The organism is Microbacterium sp. (assembly GCF_035277845.1).
Lineage (GTDB): Bacteria > Actinomycetota > Actinomycetes > Actinomycetales > Microbacteriaceae > Microbacterium.
The window spans coordinates 1-16,111 of sequence record NZ_DATEJS010000296.1 but is presented as its reverse complement, the minus strand read 5'-3'; the positions used below and the strand labels follow the sequence as shown (position 1 = coordinate 16,111).

Genomic DNA, 16,111 nt, shown 5'->3' with positions numbered 1-16,111 from the left:
TCTTAACCGGCCAGGAACGTCAAGTACCTCTGAGAGATAGAGAGAGAATCTGGCTGGTTGAAACGTTCAGCCTGAAGCGTCACAGATCGGACAAAGATTGTGCCAATCACAGTCGACTTTTCGCGTGCCCCCACCGCGAAGGAGTCCGCGAAGCTCGACGCCCGGTTGCATCGGTTGAGCCGCCCAGAACAGCTTCAACGTATCGAGCGGATATACGAGTCGATGGGTGCGGAGTTACCCGCAGATGGGCTCATCATTCGTTCCGGCTTCTCCTTCCGAGACGAGGGCATCGATCAGGATGCGTCAGATCGGAGCGCTCCGCCCCGCGAGCTGCGTCCGCCCGCTACGCGGCTCATGAGCAGTCGCGGCGCGGCGCTCCGATTCGAATTGACCCTGCTCGCGCTTGTGCAGACCAAACGCAAGCCGGGTGCGAGGGCGAAACTCGTCGAGTTCGGATTCGAGGTGCGAGGCAGTTCCCGCACTCGTGGATGGGCAGACCTGCTCGCCTCTGACGCATCCGACAGCAATCGCGACGGAGTGCTCATGACCGCCCGCGACAAGCGCGCACGAAGCGTTCGGAGCGCGCTTCTCACGCTCTCGAATGCGGGACTGGTTGATTTCGCGGAAGGTCCAGGGAAGCGCGCCCGCTACGAGCGGTTCGTCCTCCTGGATGAACGCGGTGTCGAAGCACTTGGGGAAGCCGAGGAGTACCGAGTCCCAACCAAGGCCGAGCCGACCTTCGGGTTGCCCAGTGGATTCGTCGCGAACGGATGGCTCCAGGTGTTAGAAGACTCGGAGATCGCGATCCTGCTGATGTTGGCGTGCGCACGTGATGCATGGTCGGAGAACGGCGCCCTCGTGGTGCCTCCGGACGTTCGATTGCGGAACTATGGGATTCATCGCGATGTCTACTCGTCAGCTCGCAAGACCCTCGACTGGTTTGGGCTGCTTGATGTTCGCGAGATCGGGAGGCACCCCGATGGGCGCGCTGAGAACGGCGAGCAACAAACTCACCGACTTAGCCTCCTGCCAGCAGGATTCGATGCACCGGCGGCCACGACCGTGATCGCAGCGCTGAACAGTCAGCTGTCGAGGCGCCGCTGATCGGACTTCAGCTCAGTTCGCTCGAATCGCACGATGTTCGGTGCCCGGTTGTGTCCCGGCAGCGTGCGCTGCCCGCATAGGGATCCTTCTGCGGGCGGTGCGCGCTGAAGGCCCGGTCAACACGCGGCGGGATCCCCCGAGCGGCCTGGCCACGTCGGTATCGATCGTCTCGCGGCGCGCCCACCACTTGACGGCAGAACGGCCCCGTTGCTTCAAGCGGCGGGGCGTCGTCACGTCGGGCGTCCGATACACGCCTTGCGCGGCACGCGCCCGTTGATCGGACTACAGGCCGGCCATGGGCGTGACATACGGTGATCTGGTGGAGCACTTGCGGAGCGTACTTGGTGGGGCCGTGCTCGCACTCCTCAGCCTCGCCGTTTATCTCCTTGGGACCTGCCTGCTCATCTACCTAATTGGCGTGGGGCGTCTGCCGTACAGGTTCGCGGGCCTTCATCTCTTCGCGTTCGCGCTGTTGGCGGGCGCTGATTGGGTGCTGGTCGGATGGCGACGGACGCGTCGGGAGCGCCCGCCATGGACGTCGGCATGGCGCGTGATCTTCAAGTCAGCGTCCGTTTTGTACCTCGCCACGCCTGCGGTGTTTGTGGCGGTTGACCTTGCGCGGGCTCCACTCTCACCGTGACTCGGGCTGGGGCGGTCGCCCAGCGCCGGTGTGGGGCATCGCACGTCGGCTGGCTGCGCGGTAGTCCAAGGACTAGCCCGTAGACCAGCACAGCCGTGCGACCCGCTTCATGTGCCTGACAACGGGAACGCTCACCGGCGCGTGCGGCGCCATCAACCAGGCTGATCAGGATGCCGGAGCTTCGCCCCCCCAGCTGGAGCTCCTAGACCGTGCGCGCCGACGCTTCGCTTGCGGGCACTGCCCGTATAAGGATGGCGAGGGGTGCGACGGCGTCGATCTCGACGCGATGGCGTTCCGGCCCAGAACGGGCGCCGGAACCGTCCGTTAAAGGTGGCCCTGGCGCTCTGTCCCGGTATCAAAGTGGCGGGACAGGTAGTCGTCCGCTCCCAGCTCGCCCATTCGCATGAGTGAGAACACTTCGGTTCCGTCGGATATCTCCGTTCCGTCGAGCTGGTAGATCTGCTGAAGTCCGTAATCCAGTCCCGAACTGAGCGCGTCAACGTACTCGAGAGTCTCTGTGACCGCCTTCTGCGACGCGTCGTCTGAGGCCGACGCCGTGAAGAGGACCATGCGCTCTTCGCAGAGATCATCGAAGTTGATCACGCTACGGGCTGCGAACAACGCCACGCAGTCATCATCGCTGAGGCGGCGGAGGTGTGAGGCGCAAGCGTCGGAACGAGTCGTGGAGCGTCGCTCGAATCGCAAGAAATCGCCGCGGCGGGCCTCGGATTCGGCCCCAACTGTGTCAGTACGCGTGTCACGCGCTCTCGACACGGGTCGCGATCCCAGTGTTTTCTAGGTAAAACGTTGGCGGAGGATGGGGGATTCGAACCCCCGAGGGGTTTCATCCCCAACACGCTTTCCAAGCGTGCGCCATAGGCCACTAGGCGAATCCTCCGGGTGGCCGGATGCTTCGACCCGGGGGTCGCGGCGCACGGCCGTCAACCATCCTAACGGGTGCGGGAGGGCTCCGATGACGCGGCCGCCGCGCTGTCCGGCCGCACCACCAGGGAACGGGGGAACAGCACCGCCATCAAGCGGCGTCCGCGGGGCACGGATGCGCGAAGTGCGCGGCGCACCGCGATCACGTGAGCGGGGAGCGTGTCATCCGACCAGGCCCAGCGCAGCCGCTCCGGCGCATAGGACGCGCGCTCGATGTCGGCGACGAGCGCATCCGCGTCGTCGGAGGCCACGCCGTACTCCTGTGCGAGGCGGTCCCCGAACATACGCGGGGAATCGCCCGGCGGCAGCGGGATGCGCAGATCCACGGCGACGCGCAGCACGCTCGTCCACGCGGCGACCGGGTCGCCCTCGCGGATCGCGGCATCCTCGCGCCGGCGGCGGGTGAACCCGACGATGCCCGGCACCGAGAGCAGCAGCACCACCACCAAGGCGGCACCCCACCAGCCGAACGACTGCGCCGCCGGCTGCGCGCCGCCGCCGATCTGGTCGGGCGCCAAGCGCGAGTTGCGGCCGCCGTTGATCGTCGAGGATGACGGGTGCGGTGTCGTGCCGCCGTTCTGGCCGGCTCCCGGTCCGTTCTTGGAGCGACTCGCCGCGGGGCTGAATGCGGTCGGGGTGCCGAGGCTCTTCGTCGGCTCGAACGCCACCCAGCCGATGCCGCTGAAGTAGACCTCCGGCCACGCGTGCAGCTGCGAGCTCATCACCGAATAGATCGGGCTGCCGTCCGCCGTCTTGTCGGTGGCGGTCCCGGGCAGGAACCCGATCACGATGCGGGACGTCATCCCGAGCTCACGGGCCATCAGCGCGAACGCCGACGCGAAGTGCACGCAGTACCCGGCCTTCACCTTGAGGAACTGGGCCACGGCATCCACACCCGACGAATCGAACCCGTGCGTCACCGGGGACTTCAGCGAGTAGGTGAAAAGCGGTCCACGGAACCACGCCTGCAGGGCCTCGAGCTTGTCGTAGTCGGTGATCTCGCCGGCGGTGACCTGCTCTGCCAGCTGCCCGACGATGGCCGGGGTGCTCGCGGGCACGCCGTCGTCCCGGGGCACATCCACCGTGGCGGATGCCGCGTCGATCTGCTCCAGGGTCGGTTCGGGCACCTCGGTGGTGACGTCGTACGTGAGCCCGGGGCCGGTCTGCTCGGCGAACCCGACGATGGTGCGGTTGCCAGGCACGAAGCCCCAGCCGTCCGTCGGCCCCTTCAGCGCGGTCGCCGGGTAGGGCAGGGGCAGGAACGTGGTGCGCAGGTGGTCGACGACGATCTTGGTGGTGGTCTTCTGCTCCTCGATGCCCGGTCCGACCGTGACCGGCGGGAATGTCGAGCCGACGTCGGACGACCCGGGACCGGCGAGCGGGTTGCCGGACGCGATGGTGCCCGCCCGCAGCGGGGTGACGCCGTCGGCGGGGTCGGGGGTCCAGATCGTGCCGGTGAACGACGACAACGTCGCGATCCGCAGGTACGGCGCCGTCGTCGCGCTGGTCGTGACGGTGAGCACCTGCACGTCGGCGGGCAGCCGCAGGTCGGTGCCGAGGTTCAGCGACCCGTCGATGGACACGCTGCCGATGCCGGGCGTGCGGGCGACCGGCGCCGGTGCGGGGATGAGCGGGGCGATCGCGATCGCGACGACGGCCGCGATGCCGCCGATCGCGACCGTCGCGCCCGCCGTGCCGGTGGATCTCGGAGCCCGCGGATCCTCCGCGCAGACGTGCAGCATCCACAGCCCCGCCGCGGCGAACGCCGCGAACGTCAGCACGGTGAACGAGTTCGACACCGGGATGGCGGGGATCACCGCGACGCACACCAGCACCGCGAGGGCGGCCACCGGCAGCCGGAGGCTTGCCACCAGCAGGTCCACGACCACCACGAGGAGCCCGGCTGTGGCGATCAGCACCGCCGTCGTCGCGGGACTCGCATCCACGGGCGGCGAGCTCCGCTGCAGCTGGTCGATCGTGCCCGCCACGAGGTCCGAGGCGCGGTCGACGGATGCCACGGTCGGCACGATCACGAACACGGCGGTGCCGCTGAGGAACAGGGCGGTGACGGTGAACACCCACAGCAGCGCCCCGCATGCGACCACGAGCCAGCCCGGCATCCGGCGCGACCGCAGCACCGCGCCAAGCGCCAGCAGCACGGCGGCGAACACGGTGGCCCCGGCGATCCATCCGCCGACGACGGCGGTCGCGAGGGGGAGGAGTGCCGCCACGATCGTCGCGAGGACGGCCGCGGGCAGCAGCACCGGACGCCCGGCGGCCAGCCAGCGCGGCATCCGCCATCCGAGCCACCGCACCGGCGTGCGGCGGCGGTCGCCGGATGCCGCCTGCGGACGGGTCAGGGTGTCAGCGCCGGACATCGCGCATCTCCCGGATCGCGACGGCGTCGTTCCACGCCGTCTGCAGGTCGCGATCGGAGCCGATGTCGATCGCCCGCCAGCCGGCCTCGGCCGCCGCCTGGAGCGCTTCCGGCACCGCCGCCACCGCGAGCAGCGCGGGCAGCTCTGTGTGCGCGGGCAGGTGGGCGAGCGACGCCACCGCTGCCTCGTCGAGCCGGCCCGCCACCACGATGACGGGTCCGGTGAGGGCGCCGCCGAGCGCTTCGGTCGCCCCGTCGAACGGGTGCGGCCGGGTGCTCGCCCGTGCGCGCGACGTGAGCGTCGCGGTCTGGGCGAGCAACCGGTCGACCGCAGGCCCGTCGAACCCGGCCAGCTGATCGCACAGCGGCACGCCGTCGTCGTCGATCACGTCGACCGCGTACCCGTCGCGCACCAGGCGCGCCACCGCCGACATGGTGGCGGTGACCGCACGCTCGAAGTCCTCGTCGGCGCCCGGACGCGCCGCCGCCGGCGCCCACCTGTCCGCGGCCCGGTCGATCACGACGGTGGCCTCGGGCGTGGCATCCTGCTCCTCCTGCCGCACCATCAGCGTGTCGCGGTGCGCGGTGGCCCGCCAATGGATGCGCCGCATGGAGTCGCCGGGCACGTACCGCCGCGGCGTCAGGTTGTCGCTGCCCTGCCCGAGCCGGCTGGCGCTGGCGTGCTGGATGCCGCCCACGTCGAGCGCGGCACCGGCCACCGGCCCCAGGTCGACGATCGCGGGGGCGACCACGATGCGTGTGGGGTCGCCGGCGGTCGCGCGGCGCCGCGCCATTCCGTACGGGTCGACCACGTCGAACACGAGCGGTCCGATGTACCGGATGCCGCGCTCGCTCGCGGTGACCTCGTACGGCAGTGTGAGAGTCTGCGCCGCGCCCCGCAGCCCGGACCCCAACCCGCGCAGCGGGCCGGTGGGCCGGCCGGTGATGCCCGGCGGCAGCGTGTCGAGCCACATGCCGGCCGCGGTCGGCAGGGTGGTGCGCACCGTCGCGTAGACGGTCACGCGCACCGGCATCCCGACCCGCGCGACCTCGGGCTCGAGCGACCGGGCCACGTGCTCGGCGCGGCGGGCGGGCAGCACGTACGCCGCACACACGACGGGCAGGGCGACCAGCAGCACCCCGAACCAGAGGAGCGCGTCGAGGCCCACGACACCGGCCGCGATGAAGCAGCACAGGCCGAGAACCAGCATGCCGGTGCCGCGCAACGTGAGCGGCCACCAGCGGGACATGTCAGCTCACCAACTGGCGACCGGCACCGGGACCGCGTCCGCGATGCCCGCGAGGATGCCGGCGACGGCACCGCCGCCGGTGCGGGATGCCCCGGCGGTGCGCACCGGGATGAGCCGGTGCGCGAACACGGGGGCGAGCATGGCGCGCACGTCGTCGGGGATGACGAAGGCGCGGCCGTCGAGCGCGGCCCACACCTTCGCGGCGCGCACCAGCTGCAGCGTGGCACGGGGGCTCGCGCCGAGCCTGAGGTCGGGGTGCTCGCGGCTGGCGCGGGCGAGCGCCACTGCGTACTGCTCCATGGCGGGGGCGACGTGGATGCCGCGCGCCCACGCGATCAGGTGGGCGACGTTCGCGGAGGTCGCCACCGGCACGATCGAGTCGAGCGGGCTCGCGGTCTGCCGCTGGCGCAGCATGAGCGCCTCGCTCGCGGCATCCGGATACCCCATCGAGATGCGCATCATGAAGCGGTCGCGCTGCGCCTCGGGCAGCGGATACGTGCCCTCCATCTCGAACGGGTTCTGGGTCGCGACGACGAGGAACGGACTCGGCAGGGGATGCGTCGTGCCGTCGACGGTGACGTGGCGCTCCTCCATCGCCTCGAGCAGCGCGGACTGCGTCTTGGGGGAGGAGCGGTTGATCTCGTCGGCGATCACGAGGTTCGCGAACACGGCTCCGGGCTTGAACTCGAACTCGCGGCTGCCCGGGTCGAACACGCTGACCCCGGTGATGTCGCCGGGCAGCAGGTCGGGCGTGAACTGGATGCGGCGCACTGTGGCGTCGACGGATGCCGCCACCGCGCGCGCGAGCATGGTCTTGCCCACGCCGGGCACGTCCTCGATGAGGAGGTGGCCTTCGGCGAGGAGGCAGACGAGCGCGGCCCGCACGGCATCCGGCTTGCCGTCGATGACGCGCCCCACGGTGTCGGTGATCGCCCTGGTCAGCTCGGCGAACGACTCGGCTGTGAGCGCACCGGTGGACGATGCGGAGGCGACGTCGGTGCTCACGTTACCGATCGTAACGCCACAAGTCATGCCTTAGACTGGACACAGCTCTCCGCGAGGCGGCATCCAGGCCAACTCCCCCAGGACGGAAACGTAGCAAGGGTAACCAGGCTCTGCCGGGTTCGCGGAGAGTCTTTCTTTCCCCGGTCGCACCGCGCAACAGGCTCAGCACGCGGACAGGCGCGCCGTTCTAGGCTGAGCACGTGGCGCAGAGCATCTACATCACGTCCGCGGAAGGCCACTCGGGAAAGTCGAGCATCGCCCTGGGCGTGCTCGACACGCTCAGTCATGCGGCATCCCGGGTGGGCGTCTTCCGGCCGATCGCGCGCTCGACCGTGGAGCCCGACTACGTGCTGCAGATGCTGCTCGCGCACGACGCGGTCGCCCTCGACTACGACGAGTGCATCGGCGTCACCTACGACGACGTGCACCGCGACGCGGAGGAGTCCCTGGCGACCATCGTCGAGCGCTACAAGGCCGTCGAGGCGAAGTGCGACGCGGTCGTGATCCTCGGCAGCGACTTCACGGACGTCGCCAGCCCCGCCGAGCTGGGCTACAACGCGCGCATCGCCGCGAACCTCGGGTCGCCGGTGCTGCTGGTGCTCGGCGGCCGCAACGCCCCCGGCGACAGTCAGGCGCTCGGCACCTCCGGCCCGCGCACCCCGGAGGAGATGAGCCAGATCGCCCGGCTGGCAGTCGCCGAGCTCGGGAACCTCCGCGCCGAGCTGCTCGCCGTCATCGCGAACCGCGCCGACCCGGATCGCCTCGACGAGATCATCGCCGCGATCCGCCCCGCCGTGCGCGACGTGCCGGTGTGGGCGCTGCCCGAGGACCGCTTCCTGGTCGCCCCGTCGATGCGCTCGGTGATGCGCACCCTCGGCGCGACGCTCATCAAGGGCGACCCGGAACTGCTCACCCGCGAGGTGCTCTCGATCGTGGTGGCCGCCATGTCGATGGAGAACGTGCTGCCGCGCCTCGCCGAGAGCGCGGTCGTGGTGATCCCCGCCGACCGAACCGAAGTGCTGCTGGCCGTGCTGCTCGCGCACCGCTCGGGCACCTTCCCGTCGCTGGCAGGGATCGTGCTCAACGGCCCGTTCCCGCTGCCGGACGCGGTGGAGCGACTGATCTCGGGTCTGGGTTCCAGCCTGCCGATCCTCACCACCGACAGCGGAACCTACGAGACCGCGGTGCGCATCATGAGCGCCCGCGGCCGCCTCGCCGCCGACTCGCGGCGCCGCTACGACACCGCGCTGGCCCTGTTCGAGCAGCACGTGGATGCCGGCGAGCTCGCCCACGCGCTCGGGCTGTCCCGCCCGTCCGTGGTCACCCCGCTCATGTTCGAGTACCAGCTGCTCGAGCGCGCCCGCGCGAACCGCAAGCACATCGTGCTGCCCGAGGGTGACGACGACCGCATCCTGCACGCCGCCGCCACCGTGCTGGCCCGCGGCATCGCCGACGTGACGATCCTCGGCGAGGAGTTCGAGGTGCGCTCCCGGGCGATCGAGCTCGGCATCGACATCCGCGGCGCCGAGGTGCTGTCCCCCTTCGACGCGGTGTACGTCGACAAGTTCGCCCGCGAGTACGAGAGGCTGCGGGCGCACAAAGGCGTCACGTACGCGCGGGCCGCCGACACGGTCACGGACACCTCCTACTTCGGCACGCTCATGGTGCACCTCGGCTACGCCGACGGCATGGTGTCCGGGGCATCCCACACCACCGCGCACACCATCCGGCCGGCGTTCGAGATCATCAAGACCCGGCCGGGCACCTCGGTGGTGTCGTCGGTGTTCCTGATGGCGCTCGCCGACCGCGTGCTCGTGTACGGCGACTGCGCCGTCATCCCGGACCCGACCGCGACGCAGCTGGCCGACATCGCCATCTCGTCGTCCGAGACGGCCCGGCAGTTCGGCATCGAGCCGAGGGTCGCGATGCTGTCGTACTCGACCGGCGAGTCCGGCTCCGGAGCCGACGTCGACAAGGTGCGCGAGGCGACCGCGTTCGTGCGGGAGCGCGCGCCCGAACTGCTCGTCGAGGGCCCGATCCAGTACGACGCGGCGGCCGACGCCGCCGTGGCGCAGGCCAAGATGCCGGGCTCGACGGTCGCCGGCCGGGCCACGGTGTTCGTGTTCCCCGACCTCAACACCGGCAACAACACGTACAAGGCGGTGCAGCGCTCCGCCGGGGCGGTCGCCATCGGACCGGTGCTGCAGGGTCTCAACCGGCCGATCAACGACCTCTCGCGCGGCGCGACGGTGGAGGACATCGTGAACACGATCGCGATCACGGCGATCCAGGCGCAGGAGGATGCCCGGTGACCACGGTCCTCGTGGTCAACAGCGGGTCCTCCTCTCTGAAGTACCGGCTGGTCGACGCCGACAGCGGCGATGCCGTGGCCGGTGGCATCGTCGAGCGCATCGGCGAGGACGGCCTCGACCACACCGCCGCGGTGGCGATCATGCTCGAGGAGATCGGCGCCCTGCTCGCGGAGCGGCCGCCGATCGCGGTCGGGCATCGCGTGGTGCACGGCGGCGACCTGTTCGTCGCCCCGACGCTCATCACCGACGCGGTCGAGGCCGACATCGATGCGCTCGCCGAACTCGCCCCGCTGCACAACCCGGGTGCGCTGCTCGGCATCCGCGCGGCGCGGCGGGCGTTCCCCGCGCTGCCGCACGTGGCCGTGTTCGACACGGCGTTCCACCAGACGCTGCCGGCGCCCGCGTACACGTACGCGATCGACGCCGAGGTCGCCCGCGAGCACCGCATCCGCCGGTACGGCTTCCACGGCACGTCGCACCAGTACGTGAGCGAGCAGGCGGCCGCGTTCCTCGGGCGGGACCTCGGCGAACTGAAGCAGATCGTGTTCCACCTCGGCAACGGGGCGTCCGTCACCGCGGTCGACGGCGGCCGCTCCGTCGAGACGTCGATGGGGATGACGCCGCTCGAGGGCCTCGTGATGGGCACGCGGTGCGGCGACCTCGACCCGGCGATCCCACTGCACCTCGCACGCACCGCCGGCCTGTCGATCGACGACCTCGACGTGCTGCTGAACCGCCGCAGCGGCATGCTGGGGCTCGCCGGCGTGTCGGACATGCGCGACATCAACGAGCGCCGGGATGCCGGCGACGCCGCGGCATCCCTCGCGTTCGACGTCTACGTGCACCGCCTGCGCGCCTACGCCGGGGCGTACCTGGCGCAGCTCGGCGGCGTGGACGTCATCTCGTTCACCGCCGGCGTGGGGGAGAACGCGCCGCGCGTCCGGGCCGCCGCCATGGCGACGCTGGGCTTCGCCGGGGTCGAGATCGACGACGAGCGGAACGAGGCGGGAAGCCGCGACGTGCGGGTCATCTCCACGGATGCCTCCGCCGTCACCGTGCTCGTCGTTCCCACCGACGAGGAGCTCGCGATCGCCCGACTCGCCCGGGAGTTCGCAACCTGACCGCAGACCTTGCCACCGCGACGAGCCCGACGACTACGCTAGTGAGCCGTGTCTGAGACCCCCGACCTCCGCGCTTACCAGGGCGTGCTGTTCGACCTCGACGGTGTCATCACGCCCACCGCCGAGGTGCACATGCACGCGTGGGCGACGATGTTCACCGAGTTGTTCGCGGCATGGAACGTCACGCCCCCGTATACCGAAGCCGACTACTTCCGATACCTCGACGGCAAGAAACGCTACGACGGCGTCGCGAGCGTGCTGCGCAGCCGTGCGATCGAAGTGCCGTGGGGCGAGCCGTCCGACCCGGTGACCGCCGACACCGTGTGCGGCATCGGCAACCGCAAGAACGTGTTCTTCGAACGGGCGCTGCACACCGACGGCATCTCCCCGTATCCGGGATCGCTGCGACTGCTCGACGCGCTGCAGGCATCCGGCACGCCCGTCGCGGTCGTGTCGAGCTCCAAGAACGCCGAGCAGGTGCTCGCCACCGCCGGCATCCGCGATCGCTTCCCCGTGGTGATGGACGGCCTCGTCGCCGAGCGGGAGCACCTGGCGTCCAAGCCCGCACCCGACGTGTTCGCCCGCGCCGCCGAGATGCTCGGGGTCGACCCCCGGCACAGCGTCGCCGTCGAGGACGCCCTCTCCGGCGTCGCCTCGGCCGCCGCAGCCGGCTACGGCCTCGTCGTCGGCGTCGACCGCGGTGCGGGGGAGTCCGCCCTGCGCGACGCGGGCGCCGACCTGATCGTCACCGACCTCGAGGAGCTCGTCCCATGATCGATCGCGATCGCTTCCCCGTCGACCCGTGGCACCTCATCGAACGCGGCTACCGGCATGAGGATGCCGGGGTCACCGAGACCCTGTTCGCCGTCGGCAACGGCTACCTGGGTCTGCGCGGCAACCACATCGAGGGGCGCCATGCGCACGAGCACGGCACGTTCCTGAACGGCCTGCACGAGACCTTCCCGATCCGGCACGCCGAACGCGCGTACGGGTTCGCCGAGGTGGGGCAGACCATCGTGAACGCGCCGGACGCCAAGGTGATGCGCGTCTACGTCGACGACGAGCCGCTGCAGCTGGACACCGCCGACCTGCACGACTACGAGCGCAACCTGGACATGCGCGACGGCGTGCTGCGCCGGCGCCTGGTCTGGGCGACCCCGTCCGGAAAGCGCGTGCGCATCGAGGACGAGCGGATGGTGTCGTTCACCGAGCGCCACCTCGCGGTTCTGCGTCTGACGGTCACCGTGCTGGATGCGGATGCCCCGGTGACGGTCAGCTGCCAGCTGATCAACCGGCAGGACGGCGAGGACGTCTACGGCGGCAGCATGCACGCGGGCGCCCACGGCTTCGACCCGCGCAAGGCGGAGGCGTTCGAGCAGCGGGTGCTGCAGCCGGTCGACTACTGGCAGGACCGCCTGCGCACGGCGCTCAGCTACCGCGTGACCGAGTCCGGGATGACCCTGGCCCTCGTCGCCGACCACATCGTGCAGACCGAGAACGGGTACACGACCCGCGGCCTCATCGAGGCGGACATCGCCAAGAACGTGTTCCGCGTGCAGGCGCACGCGGGCGTGCCGGTCACCGTCACCAAGCTCGTCAGCTACCACACCTCCACCGGGGTGCCCGCGCCGGAGCTCATCGACCGCTGCCGCCGCACCCTCGACCGGGCCGGCGCTCTCGGAGCGGACGCCCTGTTCGCCCAGCAGCGCGAGTGGATGGACGCCTTCTGGAAGCGCTCCGACGTGGTCATCGGCGGACAGCCCGAACTGCAGCAGGCCACGCGCTGGTGCCTGTTCCAGCTCGCCCAGGCGGCGGCCCGCGCCGACAGCCTCGGCGTGCCCGCGAAGGGCGTCACCGGTTCCGGCTACAGCGGCCACTACTTCTGGGACACCGAGATCTACGTGCTGCCGTTCCTGGCGTACACGTCGCCGCTGTGGGCGCGCAACGCGTTGCGGATGCGGTCGCTGATGCTGCCCGCGGCGCGGCGCCGGGCCGGGCAGCTCAACGAGGCGGGGGCGCTGTTCCCGTGGCGCACGATCAACGGCGAAGAGGCATCCGCCTACTACGCCGCCGGCACCGCCCAGTACCACATCAACGCCGACGTCTGCTACGCGCTGGCCAAGTACGTGCGCGCCACCGGCGACAACGACTTCCTGTTCCGGGAGGGCGTGGACATCGCGGTCGAGACCGCGCGGCTGTGGCGCACGCTCGGGTTCTGGCGCGTGTCCGACGGGGTCGAGTCGTTCCACATCCACGGCGTGACCGGTCCGGACGAGTACACCACCGTCGTCAACGACAACCTGTTCACGAACGTGATGGCCCGGTTCAACCTGCGCTTCGCGGCGCGCACGGTGCGTGAGATCGCCGCGCTCGACGGCGAGGTGTACCGCTCGCTGATCGCCCGTCTCGACCTCGAAGAGGACGAGCCGGATGCCTGGGACCGGGCCGCCGACGCGCTGCACATCCCGTACAGCGCCGCCCTCGGCATCCACCCGCAGGACGAGGTGTTCCTCGAGCGCGAGGTGTGGGACCTGGAATCGACCCCGCCCGAGCAGCGCCCGCTGCTGCTGCACTTCCACCCGCTCGTGATCTACCGCTACCAGGTGCTCAAGCAGGCGGATGTCGTGCTGGCGCTGTTCCTGCAGGGCCGCCACTTCACCATGGACGAGAAGCTCGCCGACTTCGAGTACTACGACCCGCTGACCACGGGTGACTCGACGCTGTCGGCGGTCGTGCAGGCGATCCTCGCCGCCGAAGTGGGCTACCAGGATCTGGCCCTGGAGTACTTCCAGCAGTCGATCTTCGTCGACCTCGCCGACCTGCACCACAACGCGTCGGACGGCGTGCACGTGGCATCCGCGGGCGGTGTCTGGACCGCCCTCGTCGCCGGGTTCGGCGGCATGCGCGACCACTCCGGCGAGCTCGCGTTCGACCCGCGCCTGCCGGCCGGGTGGGACCACCTGACGTACGCACTGCAGTGGCACGACACCCCGCTGACGATCACGGTGACCTCGAACGAGATCTCGTTCGAGGTGGGCGAGGGCCGCGACGTGCCGCTCAGCGTGCGCGGAGTGCCGTACTTCGCGGCATCCGGACAGACGCTGCGGGTGCCGCTGCGGGGCCAGGGTCCGCTGTTCCCGGGCCGCCCGACGCGCGGGCATCTGGCCGGGGCGCGGCGCGAGGACGGCACGCTGCTGTCGGCATCCGTCCCGACCGTCACCGCGACGATCCCGATCATCGTGGAGGCCGAAGAGCTGACCTGAGCGTCTCGGCGGCTGCCGGGTCAGCCGGCCGGGTGCAGCACGGTGATGCCGGCGGTCGGCATGCCGGATGCCGGCAGCAGCTCGGCGGCCTCGGCGAAGCCGACCGTGCGGGAGAGCAGGCGGTCCGGGGCGAGCACGCCGGTGGTCACGAGGTCGAGCAGCTGCGGGTAGTCCGCGGCGGACATACCGTGGCTGCCGAGCACGTCGAGCTCCCAGGCGAGCACGCGGCCGAGCGGGATCGCCGTCGCCGGATCGGCGAGCAGCCCCACCTGCACGTGCCGGCCGCGCCGGCGCAGCGACAGGATCGCGGATGCCGCGATCTGCGCGGAGCCCACGGCATCCAGGGACGCGTGCGCCCCGCCGTCGGTGGCGTCCGCGATCACCGCAGGGGTGTCGGGGCCGGCGTCGAGCACGAGCTCCGCACCCAGCTCGGCGGCGAGGGAGCGGGCGTCCGGGGACGGGTCCACCGCGACGACGCGCGCACCCAGTCCGGCGGCGATCTGCACCGCGCTGAGCCCGACCCCGCCGGCGCCGAAGACCGCGAGCCATTCGCCGGGGCGGATGCCGGCGCGCGCCGTGACCGCGCGGTACGCGGTCGCGAACCGGCATCCGAGCGAAGCGGCCGCATCGTCGCTGATACCGTCGGGCACGGCCACGAGGTTCAGGTCGGCGGCGCGCACCGCGACGAGCTCCGCGTGCGAGCCCCAGTGCGTGAACCCGGGCTGCGTCTGGTCCGGGCACACCTGCGCCTGGCCGGACAGGCACCACGTGCAGCGACCGCATCCGTTCACGAACGGCGTCGTGACGCGGTCGCCGACCCGCCACTTCTGCACGCCCGCGCCGACCGCGACGATCTCGCCCGCGAACTCGTGCCCCGGCACGTGCGGCAGATGCACGGTGTCGTCGTGGCCGACCCACGCGTGCCAGTCGCTGCGGCACAGTCCCGAGGCGGTGACGCGGATCACCGCGCCGCCGTCGGGGGCATCCGGATCGGGCACGTCGGCGACCCGGATGTCGCCGCCGAACGTCTCGTAGAGCAGGGCTTTCATACCCGCCATCGTTGCGGATCCGTCACGATGGGTCGACTCAGACGGACGTTCGTGACGGATCCGCGCGGTATCGGCGCCGGCATCCGGGCCGCCCCGGCCCGATGTCGGGGGCCCCTCCTAGACTGGTCTGGTGACCGCAGCTCTGTACCGCCGCTACCGGCCCGAGTCCTTCGCCGAGATGATCGGGCAGGCCCAGGTCACCGAGCCGCTGATGACGGCGCTGCGCGGCGACCGGGTGGGTCACGCCTACCTGTTCTCCGGCCCGCGCGGCTGCGGAAAGACCACGTCCGCGCGCATCCTGGCGCGCTGCCTCAACTGCGCGAAGGGGCCGACCGACACGCCCTGCGGCGAGTGCGACAGCTGCATCGAACTGGGGCGGGGCGGCGGCGGATCGCTCGACGTCGTCGAGATCGACGCGGCATCCCACAACGGCGTCGACGACGCCCGCGACCTGCGCGAGCGCGCGGTGTTCGCGCCCGCCCGCGACCGGTTCAAGATCTTCATCCTCGACGAGGCGCACATGGTCACGCCGCAGGGGTTCAACGCCCTGCTCAAGCTCGTCGAAGAGCCGCCCGACCACGTCAAGTTCATCTTCGCGACGACCGAGCCCGAGAAGGTCATCGGCACGATCCGCTCGCGCACCCACCACTATCCGTTCCGGCTGGTCGCCCCGGCGGCGATGCTCGAGTACGTCGGCGGGCTGTGCGAGCAGGAGGGCGTGCAGGTCGAACCCGGCGTGCTGCCCCTCGTCGTTCGGGCCGGCGGCGGGTCGCCGCGCGACACCCTGTCGCTGCTCGACCAGCTGATCGCCGGGTCGGATCAGGATGCCTCGGGCGGGGTCACCGTGCGGTACGACCGCGCGGTCGCCCTGCTCGGCTACACGCCCGCGGAGCTGCTCGACGAGGTCGTCGACGCGTTCGCGGGCGACGACGCGGCGGCCGCGTTCAGCGCCGTCGACCGCGTGGTGCAGACCGGGCAGGACCCGCGCCGATTCGTCGACGACCTGCTCGAGCGGCTGCGCGACCTCATCGTGATCGCCGCGACCGGA

Annotated in this window: 11 protein-coding genes, 1 tRNA gene and 1 other RNA gene; 7 read left to right on the top strand and 6 right to left on the bottom strand. The window is 70.8% G+C overall.

Annotated features, from left to right (window positions below; all coding sequences use genetic code 11):
• Window positions 1-99: 99 nt before the first annotated feature.
• Window positions 100-1,104, top strand: coding sequence for a hypothetical protein (locus VJR25_RS12980; protein WP_324115666.1), 1,005 nt, complete (start codon window positions 100-102; stop codon window positions 1,102-1,104).
• Window positions 1,105-2,068: 964 nt separating this feature from the next.
• Here VJR25_RS12980 and VJR25_RS12975 read toward each other — a convergent pair.
• The 5 genes from VJR25_RS12975 to VJR25_RS12955 form a co-directional block, all read right to left on the bottom strand.
• Entirely contained in the window at window positions 2,069-2,371 is a 303-nt protein-coding gene (locus tag VJR25_RS12975; protein ID WP_324115664.1) for a hypothetical protein, read from the bottom strand.
• A 181-nt stretch (window positions 2,372-2,552) separates the two neighbouring features.
• A tRNA-Ser gene (locus tag VJR25_RS12970) sits at window positions 2,553-2,642 on the bottom strand.
• Between the two features lie 52 nt (window positions 2,643-2,694).
• Window positions 2,695-5,064: a DUF3488 and transglutaminase-like domain-containing protein gene (locus tag VJR25_RS12965; protein WP_324115662.1), complete on the bottom strand. Its 2,370-nt coding sequence runs from the start codon at window positions 5,062-5,064 to the stop codon at window positions 2,695-2,697.
• Window positions 5,051-6,313 carry a DUF58 domain-containing protein gene (locus VJR25_RS12960; RefSeq protein WP_324115660.1) on the bottom strand — a complete coding sequence of 421 codons (1,263 nt, stop codon included), beginning with the start codon at window positions 6,311-6,313 and terminating at the stop codon, window positions 5,051-5,053. The genes VJR25_RS12965 and VJR25_RS12960 overlap by 14 nt, the downstream gene beginning before the upstream one ends.
• Window positions 6,314-6,319: 6 nt before the next feature.
• Window positions 6,320-7,345: an AAA family ATPase gene (locus VJR25_RS12955; protein WP_414683787.1), complete on the bottom strand. Its 1,026-nt coding sequence runs from the start codon at window positions 7,343-7,345 to the stop codon at window positions 6,320-6,322.
• A gap of 13 nt (window positions 7,346-7,358) precedes the next feature.
• Here VJR25_RS12955 and ffs point away from each other — a divergent pair.
• From ffs to VJR25_RS12930, 5 genes are all read left to right on the top strand, one after another.
• Window positions 7,359-7,455, top strand: an RNA gene (gene ffs, locus VJR25_RS12950) — signal recognition particle sRNA small type.
• A 63-nt stretch (window positions 7,456-7,518) separates the two neighbouring features.
• Window positions 7,519-9,630, top strand: a complete 2,112-nt coding sequence (pta, locus tag VJR25_RS12945) for a phosphate acetyltransferase (RefSeq protein ID WP_324115658.1) — start codon at window positions 7,519-7,521, stop codon at window positions 9,628-9,630.
• The gene (locus VJR25_RS12940; protein ID WP_324115656.1) at window positions 9,627-10,751 is read left to right on the top strand and encodes an acetate kinase; all 1,125 of its coding nucleotides are present in this window, start codon (window positions 9,627-9,629) and stop codon (window positions 10,749-10,751) included. The genes pta and VJR25_RS12940 overlap by 4 nt, the downstream gene beginning before the upstream one ends.
• Window positions 10,752-10,799: 48 nt before the next feature.
• Window positions 10,800-11,525 (top strand): beta-phosphoglucomutase family hydrolase, encoded by a 726-nt coding sequence (locus VJR25_RS12935; protein WP_324115654.1) that lies wholly within the window; start codon window positions 10,800-10,802, stop codon window positions 11,523-11,525.
• Window positions 11,522-14,014 carry a glycoside hydrolase family 65 protein gene (locus VJR25_RS12930; RefSeq protein ID WP_324115652.1) on the top strand — a complete coding sequence of 831 codons (2,493 nt, stop codon included), beginning with the start codon at window positions 11,522-11,524 and terminating at the stop codon, window positions 14,012-14,014. The genes VJR25_RS12935 and VJR25_RS12930 overlap by 4 nt, the downstream gene beginning before the upstream one ends.
• 20 nt (window positions 14,015-14,034) lie before the next feature.
• Here the strand turns inward: VJR25_RS12930 and VJR25_RS12925 are convergent, their stop codons facing one another.
• Entirely contained in the window at window positions 14,035-15,063 is a 1,029-nt protein-coding gene (locus VJR25_RS12925) for a zinc-binding dehydrogenase (RefSeq protein ID WP_324115668.1), read from the bottom strand.
• Between the two features lie 130 nt (window positions 15,064-15,193).
• Between VJR25_RS12925 and dnaX the strand changes: the two genes are divergently transcribed.
• Window positions 15,194-16,111, top strand: a 918-nt coding sequence (dnaX, locus tag VJR25_RS12920; RefSeq protein ID WP_324115650.1) for a DNA polymerase III subunit gamma/tau, incomplete at its 3' end; no start/stop codon positions are given.

What these genes read in the sequence shown, in the direction of transcription:
- VJR25_RS12965 (WP_324115662.1), bottom strand. Translation starts at nt 5,064, where the DNA reads ATGTCCGGCGCTGACACCCTGACCCGTCCGCAGGCGGCATCCGGCGAC.
- VJR25_RS12960 (WP_324115660.1), bottom strand. Translation starts at nt 6,313, where the DNA reads ATGTCCCGCTGGTGGCCGCTCACGTTGCGCGGCACCGGCATGCTGGTT.
- VJR25_RS12955 (WP_414683787.1), bottom strand. Translation starts at nt 7,345, where the DNA reads ATGACTTGTGGCGTTACGATCGGTAACGTGAGCACCGACGTCGCCTCC.
- VJR25_RS12930 (WP_324115652.1), top strand. Translation starts at nt 11,522, where the DNA reads ATGATCGATCGCGATCGCTTCCCCGTCGACCCGTGGCACCTCATCGAA.
- VJR25_RS12925 (WP_324115668.1), bottom strand. Translation starts at nt 15,063, where the DNA reads ATGAAAGCCCTGCTCTACGAGACGTTCGGCGGCGACATCCGGGTCGCC.